At 72.8% G+C, this 15,253-nt stretch carries 14 protein-coding genes, 1 tRNA gene and 1 riboswitch; of the genes, 8 read left to right on the top strand and 7 right to left on the bottom strand.

The genetic code is table 11. The annotated features are described in order from the left end of the window. Window positions 1-53: 53 nt before the first annotated feature. A riboswitch (TPP riboswitch) is annotated at window positions 54-165 on the top strand. From Cus16_RS05105 to Cus16_RS05090, 4 genes are all read left to right on the top strand, one after another. After that, on the top strand, window positions 158-817 hold the full coding sequence (locus tag Cus16_RS05105; protein WP_411266601.1) for an ECF transporter S component: 660 nt from the start codon (window positions 158-160) through the stop codon (window positions 815-817). (Overlaps the previous riboswitch by 8 nt.) Continuing rightward, window positions 814-2,583 carry an ABC transporter ATP-binding protein gene (locus tag Cus16_RS05100; RefSeq protein ID WP_069711572.1) on the top strand — a complete coding sequence of 590 codons (1,770 nt, stop codon included), beginning with the start codon at window positions 814-816 and terminating at the stop codon, window positions 2,581-2,583. Before Cus16_RS05105 ends, Cus16_RS05100 begins: the two co-directional genes overlap by 4 nt. Continuing rightward, window positions 2,580-3,386 (top strand): energy-coupling factor transporter transmembrane component T family protein, encoded by an 807-nt coding sequence (locus tag Cus16_RS05095; RefSeq protein ID WP_069711571.1) that lies wholly within the window; start codon window positions 2,580-2,582, stop codon window positions 3,384-3,386. Before Cus16_RS05100 ends, Cus16_RS05095 begins: the two co-directional genes overlap by 4 nt. Continuing rightward, window positions 3,379-3,915 (top strand): ATP-binding protein, encoded by a 537-nt coding sequence (locus tag Cus16_RS05090; protein WP_223246529.1) that lies wholly within the window; start codon window positions 3,379-3,381, stop codon window positions 3,913-3,915. The genes Cus16_RS05095 and Cus16_RS05090 overlap by 8 nt, the downstream gene beginning before the upstream one ends. A gap of 81 nt (window positions 3,916-3,996) precedes the next feature. Here the strand turns inward: Cus16_RS05090 and Cus16_RS05085 are convergent, their stop codons facing one another. After that, a complete protein-coding gene (locus Cus16_RS05085; protein WP_069711570.1) occupies window positions 3,997-5,373 on the bottom strand; it encodes an MFS transporter in 1,377 nt (458 codons plus the stop codon). Between the two features lie 102 nt (window positions 5,374-5,475). Here Cus16_RS05085 and Cus16_RS05080 point away from each other — a divergent pair, with 102 nt between their 5' ends. Next, window positions 5,476-6,903, top strand: a complete 1,428-nt coding sequence (locus tag Cus16_RS05080; RefSeq protein WP_069711766.1) for an LLM class flavin-dependent oxidoreductase — start codon at window positions 5,476-5,478, stop codon at window positions 6,901-6,903. Beyond that, window positions 6,900-8,228, top strand: coding sequence for an acyl-CoA dehydrogenase family protein (locus Cus16_RS05075; protein WP_083263719.1), 1,329 nt, complete (start codon window positions 6,900-6,902; stop codon window positions 8,226-8,228). Before Cus16_RS05080 ends, Cus16_RS05075 begins: the two co-directional genes overlap by 4 nt. Before the next feature lie 125 nt (window positions 8,229-8,353). On the opposite strand, the gene Cus16_RS05070 is transcribed toward Cus16_RS05075, so the two are convergent. The 6 genes from Cus16_RS05070 to Cus16_RS05045 all read right to left on the bottom strand — a co-directional run bounded on the left by Cus16_RS05070 (window position 8,354) and on the right by Cus16_RS05045 (window position 14,565). Next, complete coding sequence (locus Cus16_RS05070; RefSeq protein ID WP_069711569.1) at window positions 8,354-8,698, bottom strand: metallopeptidase family protein; 345 nt, start codon at window positions 8,696-8,698, stop codon at window positions 8,354-8,356. A 45-nt stretch (window positions 8,699-8,743) separates the two neighbouring features. Further along, window positions 8,744-10,840, bottom strand: coding sequence for an acyltransferase family protein (locus Cus16_RS05065; RefSeq protein WP_083263718.1), 2,097 nt, complete (start codon window positions 10,838-10,840; stop codon window positions 8,744-8,746). A 385-nt stretch (window positions 10,841-11,225) separates the two neighbouring features. Next, window positions 11,226-11,301, bottom strand: a tRNA-His gene (locus Cus16_RS05060). 75 nt (window positions 11,302-11,376) lie between these two features. Then, on the bottom strand, window positions 11,377-12,015 hold the full coding sequence (gene orn / locus Cus16_RS05055) for an oligoribonuclease (RefSeq protein WP_069711567.1): 639 nt from the start codon (window positions 12,013-12,015) through the stop codon (window positions 11,377-11,379). Between the two features lie 886 nt (window positions 12,016-12,901). After that, window positions 12,902-14,140: an MFS transporter gene (locus tag Cus16_RS05050; protein ID WP_069711566.1), complete on the bottom strand. Its 1,239-nt coding sequence runs from the start codon at window positions 14,138-14,140 to the stop codon at window positions 12,902-12,904. After that, on the bottom strand, window positions 14,137-14,565 hold the full coding sequence (locus Cus16_RS05045) for a MarR family winged helix-turn-helix transcriptional regulator (RefSeq protein ID WP_189319531.1): 429 nt from the start codon (window positions 14,563-14,565) through the stop codon (window positions 14,137-14,139). The genes Cus16_RS05050 and Cus16_RS05045 overlap by 4 nt, the downstream gene beginning before the upstream one ends. Window positions 14,566-14,650: 85 nt before the next feature. Here Cus16_RS05045 and Cus16_RS05040 point away from each other — a divergent pair, with 85 nt between their 5' ends. Both Cus16_RS05040 and Cus16_RS05035 read left to right on the top strand, forming a co-directional pair. After that, entirely contained in the window at window positions 14,651-14,941 is a 291-nt protein-coding gene (locus Cus16_RS05040; RefSeq protein WP_069711564.1) for a hypothetical protein, read from the top strand. 28 nt (window positions 14,942-14,969) lie between these two features. Next, window positions 14,970-15,230 carry a thioredoxin family protein gene (locus Cus16_RS05035; protein WP_069711563.1) on the top strand — a complete coding sequence of 87 codons (261 nt, stop codon included), beginning with the start codon at window positions 14,970-14,972 and terminating at the stop codon, window positions 15,228-15,230. Window positions 15,231-15,253: the final 23 nt, after the last annotated feature.

The raw sequence follows: 15,253 nt of genomic DNA, 5'->3' as shown, positions 1-15,253 counted from the left end.
CCTCCCGTCCGTCACCTGGGCACGTCACGCGGTCCTTGCCGCGTCTAGACTGCTGGGACACACACGGGAGTCCGGGACCGCCGGGCTGAGAGGGAGCGAGTGGCGCTCCGACCGTCGAACCTGATCCGGGTCATGCCGGCGCAGGGAGGAGTCAGCAATGATGTCTGCGACCACGCAGTCCGCAGTCCGGTCCACCACCCCTCGGCGCTCGCTGCGCTGGCGGGTCGTGGACATCGTCGTCGCGAGCGTGCTCGCGGTCGCGATCGGCGTCGTCTTCAAGCTCTGGGAGTTCGGCTACGAACCCCTGAGCACCGTCGCGGGTCTCGTCCTGCCCGGCACCCAGTCGCTGTTCGGCGGCGTCTGGCTGCTCGCCGGACCGGTCGTCGCGATCGTGGTCCGGAAGCCGGGCGCCGCGCTCTACGCCGAGATGGTCGCCGCCTCGGTCGAGGCCCTGCTCGGCACCCAGTGGGGCTGGCTGACGCTCGAGGCCGGCTTCGTGCAGGGGCTCGGCGCCGAGCTCGTCCTCGCACTGTTCCTCTACCGGTCGTACAAGCTGCCCGTGGTCGTCCTCGCCGGTGCCGCAGCCGGGCTCGCGCTCGGCATCAACGACACCGTCCTCTGGTACCCGGGCCTCGACGCGGCGTTCAAGGCGGTCTACGTCGTGTGCGCGGTGATCTCGGGTGCCGTGATCGCCGGTGTCGGGTCGTGGCTGCTCGTCCGGGCGCTCGCCGCGACCGGCGTGCTGTCCTCGTTCGCGGCCGGTCGCGAGCACGCCGCCGGTGAGCGGACCAGGCGCGGACCCCGTTCCGCCGCGTGACCGTGTCGTCGTCGGCCGCGTCCTCGTCGTCGGCCGCGGCACGCGTCGCCTTCGCCGACTGGGGCTGGCGGTACGCCGGGCGTGACGCCTGGGCGGTCCGTGGGCTCGACCTCGTCGTCGAGCCGGGGGAGCGGGTCGCGGTCGTCGGTCCGTCCGGTGCGGGGAAGTCGACGGTGCTCCGGGCCGTGGCGGCCGTCCTCGCCGACGAGCCGGACCCCGACGACGACACCGCCGCTGCCGTGCAGGGCTCGGTCCTGGTCGACGGCGCCGACCCCCGCGCGGCCCGCGGGCGTGTCGGCCTCGTCATGCAGGACCCCGAGGCCCACACGGTCATGTCGCGGATCGGCGACGACGTGGCCTTCGGGTGCGAGAACACCGGGGTGCCGCGCGAGGAGACCTGGGACCGCGTCCGGCACGCGCTCCGGGTGGTCGGCCTCGACCTGCCGCTCGACCGCTCCACCGGCCGGCTCTCCGGCGGCCAGCGGCAGCGCCTGGCGCTCGCGGGGGTGCTCGCGATGCGGCCGGGCGTGCTCGTGCTCGACGAGCCCTGCGCCAACCTCGACCCGGACGGGGTGCGACAGGTGCACGACGCCGTCCGCGCCCTGCTCGACGACACCGGGGCGACCCTGCTCGTCGTGGAGCACCGGATCGGTACCTGGCTCGACCTGGTCGACCGGCTCGTGCTGCTCGCACCCGGCGGCGGGGTCGTCGCCGACGGCGCGCCGGCAGCGGTGCTCGCGGAGCACGGGGATGCGCTGACGGCGGCGGGCGTGTGGGTGCCCGGTGCGGAGCCGTCGCGGGGGTCCTCCCGAGCCTGCGCGCGCACGTCCCGCCCGCTCGTGGACGACCCGTCGGCGGGTCGAGCGGGCGGAACCGTTCCCGACCCGTCGACCCGTACGCGCACTTCCGGCCCGCTCGCGGACGAGCGGGGCGGGCCCGGCGGCGACGCCGTGCTCCTCGAGGCGCGCGGGCTCGCGACCGCCCGCGGGGGCGTGCTCGGACGAGCGGGTGGCACCCCGGTGGGCAGCGGCATCGACCTCGACGTCCGTGCCGGTCGGGTGCTCGCCGTGACCGGGCCGAACGGCGTCGGCAAGTCGACGCTCGGCCTGACCCTCGCCGGGCTCCTCCGACCCGCCGGCGGCGTCCTCCGCGCGACGCCCCACCTGACGGGGAACGCCGGCCTGACGGGGGACGCCGGCCCGTCGGGGGACGCCGGCCCGACGGGCGACGCCGGCGACCGGCCCGTGCGCTGGACGAGCCGACAGCTCGCGCGGCGGATCGGCACGGTGTTCCAGGACCCCGCGCACCAGTTCGTGGCGCGATCCGTCCGCGAGGAGCTCGCCGTCGGGCCGCGCACCCTCGACCTCGACGACGTGGACGCCCGCGTGGAGGAGCTGCTCGACGCCCTCGCGCTCCGGCACCTCGCCGACGTCAACCCCTTCACCCTGTCCGGCGGGGAGCAGCGCCGGCTCGCGATCGGTACGGTCGTCGCCGCGCGTCCGCCGGTCGTCGTGCTCGACGAGCCGACGTCGGGACAGGACCGGGCGACCTGGCAGGCAGTGGTCGACCGGCTCGGAGCGCTGGCGGACGCAGGGACCGCGGTGGTCGTGGTCACGCACGACCGCGACCTGGTCCGGGCGCTCGACGCCGACGAGGTCGTGCTCAACGCGGACGGCGTCCGTGCCGTGCCGCCCGGGTCACCGGACGCGCCGCCGGACGCGGCTCCGGACGTGCGGTCGGGGCCGGCCACGGAGGTGGCACGGTGACCGCCCCGGGGACCGCGGCCGGCGCGTCCGGACGAGCCGCGCCTCCCGTCCGCACGGAACGCGGCGTCCGCGGGGTGCAACCGGTCGCCTCGATGCTCGGTGTACTCGCGCTCGGCCTGTGCCTCGTGCTGAGCCTCGACGTGGTGTCGGCCGCCGTCGCGCTCGTGCTCGAACTGCTGCTCCTGCCGCTGCTGCGCATCCCGGTCCGGACCCTGCTGCTGCGGACGTCCCCGGTGCTCGTCGCCGTGCCGCTGACCGCGCTGAGCATCGCGCTGTACGGACGGCCTTCGGGTCGGGAGTGGTTCGACCTCGGCTTCGCGCACGTGACCGACGGGTCGCTGGTGCTCGCCCTCGCGACCGCCCTGCGCGTGCTCGCGGTCGGGCTGCCGGCCGTCGCCCTGTTCGTCCGGGTCGACCCGACGGACCTGGCGGACGGGCTCGCGCAGCTGCTGCGGCTGCCGGCGCGCTTCGTGCTCGGTGCGCTCGCCGCGGTCCGGATGACGACGCTCCTCGGCGAGGACTGGCGCCAGCTGGCGATGGCGCGACGAGCACGGGGGACCGCGGACCACGGCCGGCTGCGGCGGGGGGCCTCGATGGCGTTCGCCCTGCTCGTGCTCGCGCTGCGGCGGGCGACGACGCTCGCGGTCGCCATGGAGTCGCGGGGGTTCGGCGCGCCCGGACGCCGCACGTGGGCCCGGCAGGCGCGGTTCGCCGGGCCGGAGTGGGCGATGGTCGCCGTGCTCGTCGGCATCGGTGTCGTGTCCGTCGGTGTCGCGGTCGCCGCGGGGACCTGGCGTGCCTGACGTCGACCGGGCGCTGGTCCAGGGGCTGGCCGCCGCCGCGTCGGGTGCGACGACCGCGTCCGGGCGCCGGCTCGTCGTGCTCGTCGACGGACGGTCGGGCACGGGCAAGACCACGCTCGGCACGGCGGTGGCCGCGGAGCTCGGCGCGGTCGTCGTGCACCTCGACGACCTCTACCCGGGGTGGGACGGCCTCCGTGCGGCTGCCGACGCGGTGGTCACCGACGTGCTCGGTCCCCGGTCCGGGTACCGGCGCTGGGACTGGGTGGCTTCGGAGCCTGCCGAGTGGGTGTCGGTCGACCCGGACGTCCCGCTCGTGGTCGAGGGCTGCGGGGCGCTCTCGCGGGCCTCGGCCCCGCTGGCGTCGCTGCGCGTGTGGCTCGAGGCGGACGACGTGGTCCGGCGGGACCGGGCGATCGGCCGTGACGGCGAGGTGTTCGCCCTCGAGTGGGAGCGCTGGGCGGCGCAGGAGCGGGCGTTCATCGCCGCCGAGGACCCGGCCGCGCTCGCGGACGTGGTGGTCCGGACGTAGCTGCGGGGCGGCGGCGCGGCGCGGCGCGCGAGCCTCGGCTGGGCGGACATCCCTCGTGGTCACGAGCCCGAGGAACGTCCGTCAGCGCGAGCCTCGGGCAACGCCCAACCGCTGCGCCACCCGCTCGGCCCGCCGCGCGGCCGCCACCGGGTCCACCGCGGCGACGGCGGCCACGATCGAGAGCACCGCGTACACCCCGACGTAGGCGCAGAGGATCCACGGCGAGCCCCCGCCCACCTCGACGAACACGGCCGCGAGCAGCGGCGTCAGCCCGACCGAGAAGATCGACCCGATCTGGTACCCCAGGCTCATCCCCGAGTAGCGGCGACCGGTCGGGAACTGCTCGGCGAACCACGCGGCCTGCGGCCCGTAGATGCTGTCGTGGAAGACGCACATCCCGACCAGCGCGACGAGCGGCAGCAGCACGAGGGGCCCGGCGTCGAGGAACGCGAAGAACGGCCAGACGAGCACACCGATCCCGGCCGCCGACGAGATCGCCAACACGCGCCGCCCGACGCGGTCGGACAGCCACCCCCAGAACGGCGTCGACGCGAGCGACACCGCCGAGACGACGAGCACGGCCTGCAGCCCAGCCGCCGACCCCTCCTCGCCGCGCTTCGCGAGCAGGTACGTGAGCGAGTAGGTCGTGAGGATCGAGTAGAGCGCCGGTTGCGCGAGTCGTAGCCCCGCCGTGACGAGGATCGCCCGCGCGTGCCGTCGGATCGCCTGCCACACCGGGTACCGCTCGACCTGCCCCGATGCGCGCAGCTCCTGGAACACCGGCGCGTCCTGCACCCCGAGCCGGATGACGAGGCCGACCGCGACGATCACCGCCGAGAACAGGAACGGCAGCCGCCAGCCCCAGGCCAGGAACGCCTCGTTGCCGAGCAGCGTCCGCACGAGCGTGAACACCCCGGTCGCCAGGAGCATCCCGCCGGCCGAACCCATCTGCGTGAACGCCCCGAACAGCCCGCGGTGGCGCTCCGGAGCGTGCTCGACCGACAGCAGCGCCGATCCGCCCCACTCCGCGCCGGCGGCGATGCCCTGCAGCAGTCGCAGCACCACGAGCGCGACGACCGCGCCGACGCCGATCGTCGCCGCGGACGGGATCACCCCGATGAGGGTCGACGCGATGCCCATCAGCACGAGGGACGCGACGAGCAGCTTCTTGCGGCCGATCCGGTCACCCAGGTGCCCCGCGACGATGCCACCGAGCGGCCGCGCGACGAAGCCGACACCGTACGTCGCGAACGACGCGATCACCCCGACCGCGGGCGTGACGGACGGGAAGAACGTCGGCGCGAACACGAGCGCGGAGGCCGTCGCGTAGAGGTAGAAGTCGTAGTACTCGACGGTGGTCCCGACGAACGACGCGAGCGCGACACGACGGCGGGTCGCGTTGGTGGACGGGGCGGCGGGACGGACGGGAGGCGCGGCTGCGGTCGTCGGGGTCGGCATGCCTCAGGAGCATGGTCGCCGCGTGACCGCGTCGGAAGACCGCTCGTAACGCGAGGTCACGTCACTGTCTTCGACCGGCCGCTCCCGGACACCATGGGACGCATGAGCGATGCACCGACCCGTCCGCTGCGCTTCGCGGCCTTCGTCATGAACACCACGTCGCACATCCAGCACGGCCTGTGGCGACACCCCGACGCCCGTCAGGCCGACTTCGACGACGTCACGCTGTGGACCGACCTCGCGAGGACGCTCGAGCGCGGGAAGTTCGACGCGATGTTCTTCGCGGACGTCGTCGGCACGTACGGCCCTGCGCGCGGCGACTACGCGACGAACCTCCGCGAGGGCCTGCAGATCCCCTCGAACGACCCGTCGGTGCTGCTCTCCGCGCTCGCCGTGTCCACGGAGCACCTCGGGCTCGCGTTCACGTCGAGCGTCATGCAGGCGCACCCGTTCGACTTCGCGCGCAAGGTCTCGACGCTCGACCACATCACCCGCGGCCGCATCGGCTGGAACGTCGTCACGAGCGCCCTCGACAGCGCGGCTCGGAACTTCGGTGCCGACCGGCTCGAGGAGCACGACGAGCGCTACGCCTGGGCCGAGGAGTACCTCGAGGTCTGCGCCAAGCTGTGGGAGGGGTCGTGGGAGGACGGCGCCGTGCTCAAGGACCCGGTGCGCGGCTACGCCGACCCCGAGAAGGTGCACCGCATCGACCACCACGGGAAGCGCTACGACGTGCAGGGGCCGCACCTGTCCGCGCCCTCGCCCCAGCGGACGCCCGTCCTGTTCCAGGCGGGGTCGTCGCCGGCCGGGCGGGCCTTCGCCGCGCGGAACGCCGAGGCGCAGTTCATCCTCACCTCGAACCGCGACGCCACCGAACAGCTGATCCGCGAGACCCGCGACCTCGCCGTCGCGGCCGGCAGACGCCGCGACGACCTCGTGTTCTTCCTCGGCCTGACCTTCGTCACCGGGTCCACCGAAGCCGAGGCGAAGGTGAAGGAGGCGGAGATCGACGAGTACCTGGCGGCCGACGGTTTCCTCGTGCACTCGAACCTCGGCTTCGACCCGGACACCGGCGAACCGCTCGACCCGGCGACACCGCTGTCCGAGGTCCGCACGCAGGCCGGGCAGTCGCACCTGCAGTGGCTCCGCGAGGCCGCCGGCGACCGCGAACCGACCATCGCCGACCTCGCCCGGCTGTCCGCGAAGCTCCGCGCCCGGGTGGTCGGGACGCCCGAGCAGATCGCCGACGAGCTCGCTGCATGGCAACGGGTCGGGGTCGACGGGGTGAACGTCATCAACTGGACGCTGCCCGGGTCGTACGAGGAGTTCGTCGACGACATCGCGCCGACCCTGCAGGAGCGGGGGCTCATGCAGTCCGAGTACCGGGAGGGCACCCTCCGCGAGAAGCTCTTCGGGCACCCGCAGCTGCCCGACTCGCACCCGGCCCGGCGCTGGCGGGGCGCGTTCTCCGGCGGTGCGGGCGGTACCGCCGCGGACGAGGCGCGCGACGCCGTGGAGGTGACCGCATGACGGACGCGACGACGACGGCAGGGGGCGGGCCGCGCCTCTCCCCACCGACACGGCCGGATCGCCGCTGGCGCGTCGATCCGAGACCGGCGGCGGGGGCCCAGGCCGATCGCCTGACGTCCCTGCGGGAGCGGTTCGCGCCGATCGTCGAGCGGATCCGGGCGGGTGCCGTCGACCGCGAACTCGCGTCGGGCACACCGGGCGAGCGCGAGCTGCCGCAGGCCGAGGTGCGGGCGCTGGCCGAGGCGGGCTTCGGGCGGTTGCGCGTCCCCGAGGACCGCGGTGGCTTCGGTGTGACGCTCGTCGAGCTGGTGCACCTCGTGGCGGACCTCGCCGCGGCGGACTCGAACATCGCGCACCTGTGGCGGGGGCACTTCGGGTACACCGAGCTCGTGCTCCTGCGACCGGATTCGCCCGCCCGTGACGAGTGGCTGCGGCGGATCGTCGACGGGGCGATCGTGGGGAACGCGACCTCGGAGCGGACCGGGACGACGCTCGCGGACATCTCGACGACCGTCGCCCCCGACGACTCGGGCACGTGGCGGCTCCACGGGCGGAAGTTCTACTCGACGGGTACCCTCTACGCCGACTGGATCTACCTGGCGGCGGACCGCGACGGCGAGCGCGTGACCTTCGCGGTGCCCACGGACGCGCCGGGCGTGACCGGCACCGACGACTGGGACGGGTTCGGGCAGCGGCTCACCGCCTCGGGGACGACGGTCTTCGACGGCGTCGCGGTCGACCCCGCCGTGGTCTCGGCGTACCGGGACGCCCCGCTGTCGCACATCCAGGCCTTCTACCAGCTGTACCTGCTGGCGGTGCTCGCCGGGATCGGGCAGGCGGTCGTCGACGACGCCGTGGCGTTCGTCCGGCCGCGCACCCGCACGTACATCCACGCGAACGCGGCGACCCCGGGCGAGGACCCGCAGGTGCTGGCGGTCCTCGGACGGCTGTCGGCGGGGGCCTTCACGGCGCGGTCGCTGGTCGTCGCGGCGGCGGGGATGCTCGACGAGGTTGTGGCGACGAACGAGCCCGGGGTCGGCGTCGATCACGCGCTGCTCGACGCTGCCGAGAACGCCGTGTACCAGGCGCAGGTCGAGATCGGGCCGCGCGTGCTGCGGTCGGCGTCGGAGTTGTTCGAGGTCGGTGGGGCCTCGGCGGCGGACCGGACACGGGCGCTCGACCGGCACTGGCGGAACGCCCGGGTGGTTGCGTCGCACAACCCGGCCGTCTACAAGGAGCGGCTCGTGGGGGAGTACGTGCTGCACGGGTGGGGGCCGGTGGACGCGTGGGAGCGGTACCACGAGGTGGGGCCGACGCGGTTCTGAGCGCAGGGCCGGCGCGCGCTCGTCGCGCGAGCCTCGGCTCGGCGGACGTGTTCGTGCTCACCTGACCGCGAACGTGTCCGCGGGGGCGAGGCTCGGCGCCGTGCCCTGCCCTGCCGTGCCCCGCTCTACGCCCAGCCGAGCTCGTGCAGGCGCTCGTCGTCGATGCCGTAGAAGTGCCCGATCTCGTGGACGAGCGTGGTGTGCACCTCGTCCCGGAGCTCATCGAGGGTGTCGCACTCCATCAGGTGCTGCTTGCGGAAGACGACGATCCGGTCCGGCAGCTCGCCGAAGCCGTACTGCCCGCGTTCGGTCGCCGCGACCCCGTCGTAGATGCCGAACAGGTCGGAGCCGTCCTCGGGTTCGTCCTCGACGACGAACACGACGTTGTCGAGCCCGTCGACCATCTCGTCGGGGAGCCGGTCGAGCTCGTCGGTCACGAGCTGCTCGAACGCGTCGGCGGACATCTCCATCACGGAGACGATGGTGGCACACCTCGATCCACCGACCAGGTCGTCTCACCGAGCGTCTGCAGGCTCCCCTCCCGGTTCACTGGCGTCACCCGGTTCACCGGCGTCTCCCGATGACGGCGACCCGCTGTCGGGGACCCCGAGGGCCCCGAGTGCCCGGGCGAGCGCAGGGCCCGCTGCTTCTGAGAACGTCGGTGACGCGTGCGTGACGTCGATCCTGGAGAGCTGGCCTCCGCTCAGTGCTGGACACACTCCCGCAAGGCACCAGAGTTCGTTCTCCTCGATGACCTGGTTGTTCGCAGCACTCCGGACCCGGCGGAGCTGTCGGTCGACGTTCTCCAGCTTGCTGGCGCAGTCCAACGGATGACCGCTGCTCTTGCACGTCGCCAACGGAGGTCCTGGTGGTGGTGGAGGAGCAACCACGACCGTGCCGACCCGGTCGCGGATCTTCGCGATCTGCCGCTCGAGGGCGTCGCCGTACTCCTGCTCGCTGACGTCCTTCATGTCCGTGTCGCTGCTCACCCAGAACCGGTTCGTGATCACCACGGCGTCGTACCGCTTCGATCGCAGGTGTTCCTCGACCCGTTCGTTGTGCCCGTCGCACGCCGTGGGCGCTGACGGCAGGCGGAGATCGATGAACGGGCAACCGTACCGGGCTGCCGCGCGCACTCGCAGACGGGAACCCGAGGCCAGTGCCGCTGCGCGCCAACCGGGCATCGTGAAGACTCCCGTCGAGTCCCCGACGACGAGCACCTCGGCTCCGTCCTCCGGCCCCCACTGACAGGCCGACCCGGTCCACTGCTCGCCCCGGTCTCCACAGTGCAGCGACCCGCCCCATCCGTCGCCGGCGATGAGGTGTTCCTGGTAGCCGGGAGCAGCGACCTCGTCGAAGGACGGGGAGAGGTCGGAAGGCCACGACCGCGCCGTGAGGCCCTGCGCCAGCGCGCGGCGACGGTCGTTGCGGACAGCGTCCGCTGGCTGGCTCGTCGTCTCGCTGTCCACGGAGTCGTCCAGTGCCTGGACGACCTCCGACGTCGGCCGGACCCTGTCGATCGCCGAGGTCACCGAGACCACGTCGGTCGCGAGGAGCAGGAAGACGAGACCCATGCGGAATGCTGGTCGGCTGCGGCGTTCGATCAGCAGGTTCGAGGCGACCCCGACCGCGACACCGGCCACAGCCAGCACGAGCGGCGGGGTCGGGACGATCTGCGGGAGCAGCACGATCACGGGCCAGTGCCACAGGTAGACGGAGTAGCTCGCATCTCCGAGGCGTACGAGCGGTACGACACGCAGGGCTGCGGCGGCGCGGCTCCGCCCCGTCGCGACGGCGGAGATGACGAGTGCACAACCGATCACGGCAGGGATCGCCAGCGGTACGGGAACGCCCTGGTCCTCGCGCCCGAGGACCACGGTCGCCACGATCAGTGCGGCCCCGAGGACGACACCGACCTCGCGGAGCGTCGGGCGATCTCGGAGGCCGCGGTCCACGGCGAGTGCCACCAGGACGCCGACGAGGAGCTCCCACGCGCGGGCGCCCGTGTCGAAGTACGCGGCGGTCGCAGAGGTACTCGTGGCGACAGCCGACCACACCACGGATGCGATCGCACCTCCGGCGAGGATGCAGCAGAGCACGGGTCGTCGCACGGTCAGCTTGCCCGACGCGAGGACTGCCACGACCACGAGTGGCAGGAACACGTAGAACTGTTCCTCGACGCCGAGGGACCAGAAGTGGCGGAACGGAGACGGCGTGCTCTCGCGGCCGAAGTAGTCGACCTGCTGGAGCGCGAACCGCCAGTTCGCCAGCCCGAGGAGCGACGCGAGCGCATCGAGCTGGATGTCCCGTCGTTGGCCGTTCCCGGCGAGCAACGAGGCGAGGGTGAAGGTCACGAGCACGGTCACGACTGCTGCGGGAGCGAGTCGACGAACACGTCGTCGAGCGAAGGCCAGGAGGTCGATCCTGCCGCTGGTGCGACGCTCCGCGAGCAACTGCCGCATGATCACGAACCCGGAGATCACGAAGAAGACGTCGACGCCGAGGAAACCGCCGGTCGGGTACCCGAGTGCGTGGTCGAGCACCACCGAGAGGACCGCGACGCCCCGGAGGCCCTGGATCTCGACGAGCTGCGGCAAGCGACCGACTGACATGCTGCGATGCTATGTTCCGGAAGCGGTATTCTCTAAGAATATTCTGCCTTGTGGATAGTTCGGCGGTTCGCTCGTGGTCGGTTCGATCGGCACCGGGACGACACGCTGCTGTCCAGGTCGACGTCAGTGGGCCCTCGCTCAGTGGACGACCAGACACGTGATCGTCGGAGCGCCGCAGATCGAGCGCGAAGGGTGGCGCGCTCCGGACCGGGGGCTCGGGGGAGTGGAGTCACGGGGGGGGCTTCGCGACCCTGCGGTCGGCGAGCTGACCGGCTCGAGGACTCGCGACAGCCGCGCCGTCGAGACCAGCGCGGGGAACAAGGAAGCGGATGGAGCCCCGTTCGTGGCCGGAACCTCCGACACGGGACTTCATCCGCTTACCGACTGGGGTGAATAACGGGTCTCGAACCCGCGACCTCCTAGACCACAACCAGGCGCTCTACCAACTGAGCTATATCCACCATGTTCGAACCGGCGGACCGGCGCGACCACTCAATAGTAGTACACGCCGGAGGTCCCGAAGAACAGGCGTGTCGTCACTCGGTCGCGGGCTGGGCGAGTCGCGGTTCCCACCGCTCGACGACCTCGGCGGCGACGGCGCGAACGTCCTCGGTGGTCGGCCCGGGCTCCGCGACGAAGCCGGCGCGGCGGTAGTACTCGAGCTCGCGGATCGACTCGAGGATGTCCGCCAGGGCACGGTGCCCGCCGTGCTTCTCCGGCGCGTTGAAGTACACGCGCGGGAACCAGCGGCGGCAGAGCTCCTTGATGCTCGACACGTCCACGCTGCGGTAGTGCAGGTGCCCGTCGACGCGCGGCATGTACTTCGCCAGGAACGCCCGGTCGGTGCCGATCGTGTTGCCCGCCAGGGGTGCGCTGCCCTCGGCAGGGACGTGCTGGAGGATGTACTCGAGCACCTGGTACTCGGCGTCGGCGAGGGAGATCCCGTCCGGGATCTCCTCGATGAGCCCCGAGGTCGTGTGCATGTTGGTCACGAACTCGTTCATGTTGTCCAGCGCCGACTGGTCGGGCTTGATGACGATGTCGAAACCGGCGTGCACGGGGACCAGGTCGAAGTCGGTGATGACGACGGCCACCTCGACGAGTTGGTCGACCTCGACGTCGAGGCCGGTCATCTCGCAGTCGATCCAGACGAGGCGGTCGTTCGCAGTTGCCATGCCGTCGATCCTATTCCGCGCCGGTGACGCTCCCGGTGCCGGACTGCCGTGCTGTGGAGGGTGCGCCGCTGCCCGCGTGCACGCGGGTCCCGCGAGCGGGCGGAACCCGCTCGCCCGGGCCGGCCCGGCGGCGGGATCCGCCCGCTCGTGCAGCAGGCGGTCCCGGTGGGTGACCCGTGCCTCCCGTCCGCCGGGCGGAACCCACGAGCGGGCGCAACTTGCGCTGTCGGAGCCGCCCGCAGACGGCATCCGCCCGCTCGCAGGAGGGTGACGGTCCGCGGCGGCGGTCGGCGGTCCACCCGGACCCCGCCCAGGACGCGAGCGGGCGGAAGCGGCGTGCGTCACGACCGCGAGCCGCCGTTCCCGCCCGCTCGCGTCCCGCCGGCGCGCACGCGGACCGGCCGCCCGCACGCGGACCGGCCGCCGACACCCGGACCGCCCGCGCGCACTCAGGTGGAGCGGCCACCGGCAACAGGAACGGACAGTTGCGGACCCTGCCGGGAGGCGCGCCCCACCCTCCCCGTCGTCCCGCCCCCGCCAGCCGGTCACCTCGACCTCGCGAGCGGGCGGGAACAGTGCGGGTCACGACCGCGACCAGCAGGTTCCACCCGCTCGCGCTCCGACCGCTCGGGGCCGAGCCCCTCGCCCCGAGCGCACGAGCGCGCCGCCCCCACGGGACGCACCCGAACGACGAACGGGCGGAACCGACCGCCGGACCTTCGATCCGACCACCGGTTCCGCCCGTTCGCGGAAGGCCGCAGCTCAGCCAGCAGCGTCGCCGCCCACGCCGCCGACGGAGCCAGCCCACCGCCCAGGCCCACGCCGCCCACGCCGCCAGCCCACATCGACCGCACGCGCGAGCGCGCGAGCGCGCGACCGCCCAGCCTCAGACCATCTCGCCCGCCGAGATCGCCTCGGCCTCGACCCGCTCGGGCTCCGCCCCGTCGTCCACACGTCGGAGCACCCGCGTCGTCACGACCACGACCACGAACGCCACGGCCACCGACACCCCGGCGAAGACGTACGCCGCAGAGGGGGAGTACGCGTCGGCCAGCAGGGTCGCCACGGGCGGGGCGATCGCACCGCCGATGAACCGCACGGCCGAGTACGCGCTCGACGCCACGGAGCGGGGGAGGTCCGTCGCCTCCATGACGCACTCGGTCAGCACGGTGTTGAGGACACCGAGCACGAGTCCGCCGATGACGACGCAGACGATCAGCCCGACCTGCGACGACACGACGACCGCGGCGGCGAACAGGTCGAGGGCGAGCAGCGGCAGGGCGATCTTCAGCACGGTCGTCCGGCGCATCCGGGCGGTCAGGGCCGGCGCGACCCACACCGAGGTGATCGCGAGTCCGACGCCCCAGCCGAAGAACGTGAAGCCGATGCCGAGCGCTCCGAACCCGAGCGGGAACGGCGTGTAGGCGAGCAGCACGAAGAAGCCGATGTTGTAGAAGAGCGCGGTGACGGCGAGGGCCGCGAGCGCCGGCTGCCCGAGCGCCCGGAACGGCGCGGAGAGCTTGGTGGGCGTCGGCTTCTCGAGCCCGGACGACTTCAGGAGCACCACGACCGCGATGAACGCGATGGCCATGAGGGTGGTGACGCCGAAGAACGGGCCGCGCCAGCTCACCGAGCCGAGCAGGCCGCCGACGAGCGGGCCGACGGCGATGCCCAGGCCGAGGGCCGCCTCGTAGAGGATGATCGCCGACGCGGTGCCGCCCGAGGCCGCACCCACGATCGTCGCGAGTGCGGTGGAGATGAAGAGCGCGTTCCCGAGGCCCCAGCCGGCGCGGAAGCCGATGATGTTCCAGACGCTGCCGGAGGTCGCGGCGAGCACCGAGAAGACGACGATGAGCGCGAGTCCGATGAGCAGCGTGTTCTTCGCGCCGATGCGGCTCGACACCCAGCTGGTGAAGAACATGGCGACGCCCGTGACCGCGAGGTAGCTCGTGAAGAGCAGCTCGGTCTGCGCAGCGGTCGCGTGCAACGAGGACGCGATCGCGGGCAGGATCGGGTCGACGAGACCGATGCCCATGAAGGCGACGACGCAGGCGAAGGCGATCGCCCACACCGCGGACGACTGCTTGAGGATGCTGCCGGATGCAGCGGGTGCGTGGGCGTTCACGCGGGGATCTCCGTTCTGGTGGTGGTCGTGGCGGGCGTGCGCTCGGCGACGATGGCGGCCGCGCGGTGCAGCACGTCCCACTCGTCGTCGCTCAGGTCGGCGAAGACCGGCCCGACCGTCTCGGTGATGGTGGCGCGCCAGGTGCGGAGCCGGTCGCGCCCGGTGTCGGTGAGCTCGATGAGCTGGCCGCGGGAGTCGTCCGGGTCGACGCTGCGCGAGACCAGCCCGTCGGCGAGCATGCCGGCGACGAGCTTGGTCATGGTGGGCTGCGCGACGCGCGAGGCGGCGGCGAGCTCGCCGAGGCGGAGCGGCTGCTCGGTCTCGAGGATCCCGAGGGTCCGCCACACGGCGGCCGTGGTCGGGTTGCCGGTGGCTCGTGCGGCGGCGCGGATCAGCCGGTTGACGGAGACGAGGAGCGTCTCCACCGTCTGTGCCCTTGTTGATTCCACTCCGGAACTGTATAGCAAGGCTATGCATCCGTCAACAGGGGCGTCCTGGTAGAAGGGACGCATGAGCGACATCACCATCTCCGAGGGCGACGAGTACACCGCGATCTTCCACGGCGGTCCCTTCGACGGCACGACCGACACCCGCACCGCCACCGGCGACGCGGTCGACGACGAGGTCACGGTGTACGCGGACGTCGAGGGCCTCCAGACGGCCTTCACCTACAAGGCCACCAAGTCCCGCCAGGTGCTCGACCAGACCTCGGTCGAGTACGAGTACGACGCCGCCGACTCCGACCCGGTCGACGACCTGCAGGACCGCGGCGACCGCAGCGGCGGGTTCGACCGGGAGTAGACCCGACGCCGCCCGCGTTGCACGAGCCGTGCGACTCGACCTCTGGACCTCCGCCTTCTGCGCCCCGTGCGCGGCCGCCCGCCGCGTGACCGGTGACGTGGCGGCGCTCGTCCCGGGGCTGCGGGTCACCGAGCGCGACGTGGCGGCACACCCCGATACCGCAGAGGACCTCGGCCTCCGTTCGACCCCCACGATCATCGTGCGGCGGGACGACGGGACCGAGGTCTTCCGTTCGCCCGGCGTCCCCTCTCGGGACCAGCTGCTGCTGGCGGTCGCGAAGGCGCTCTGACACCGACGCTGCCGCCGACGGCG

This window comes from Curtobacterium sp. ER1/6 (assembly GCF_001742745.1).
GTDB lineage: Bacteria > Actinomycetota > Actinomycetes > Actinomycetales > Microbacteriaceae > Curtobacterium > Curtobacterium citri.
This window is presented reverse-complemented; position numbering and strand designations above follow the sequence as displayed.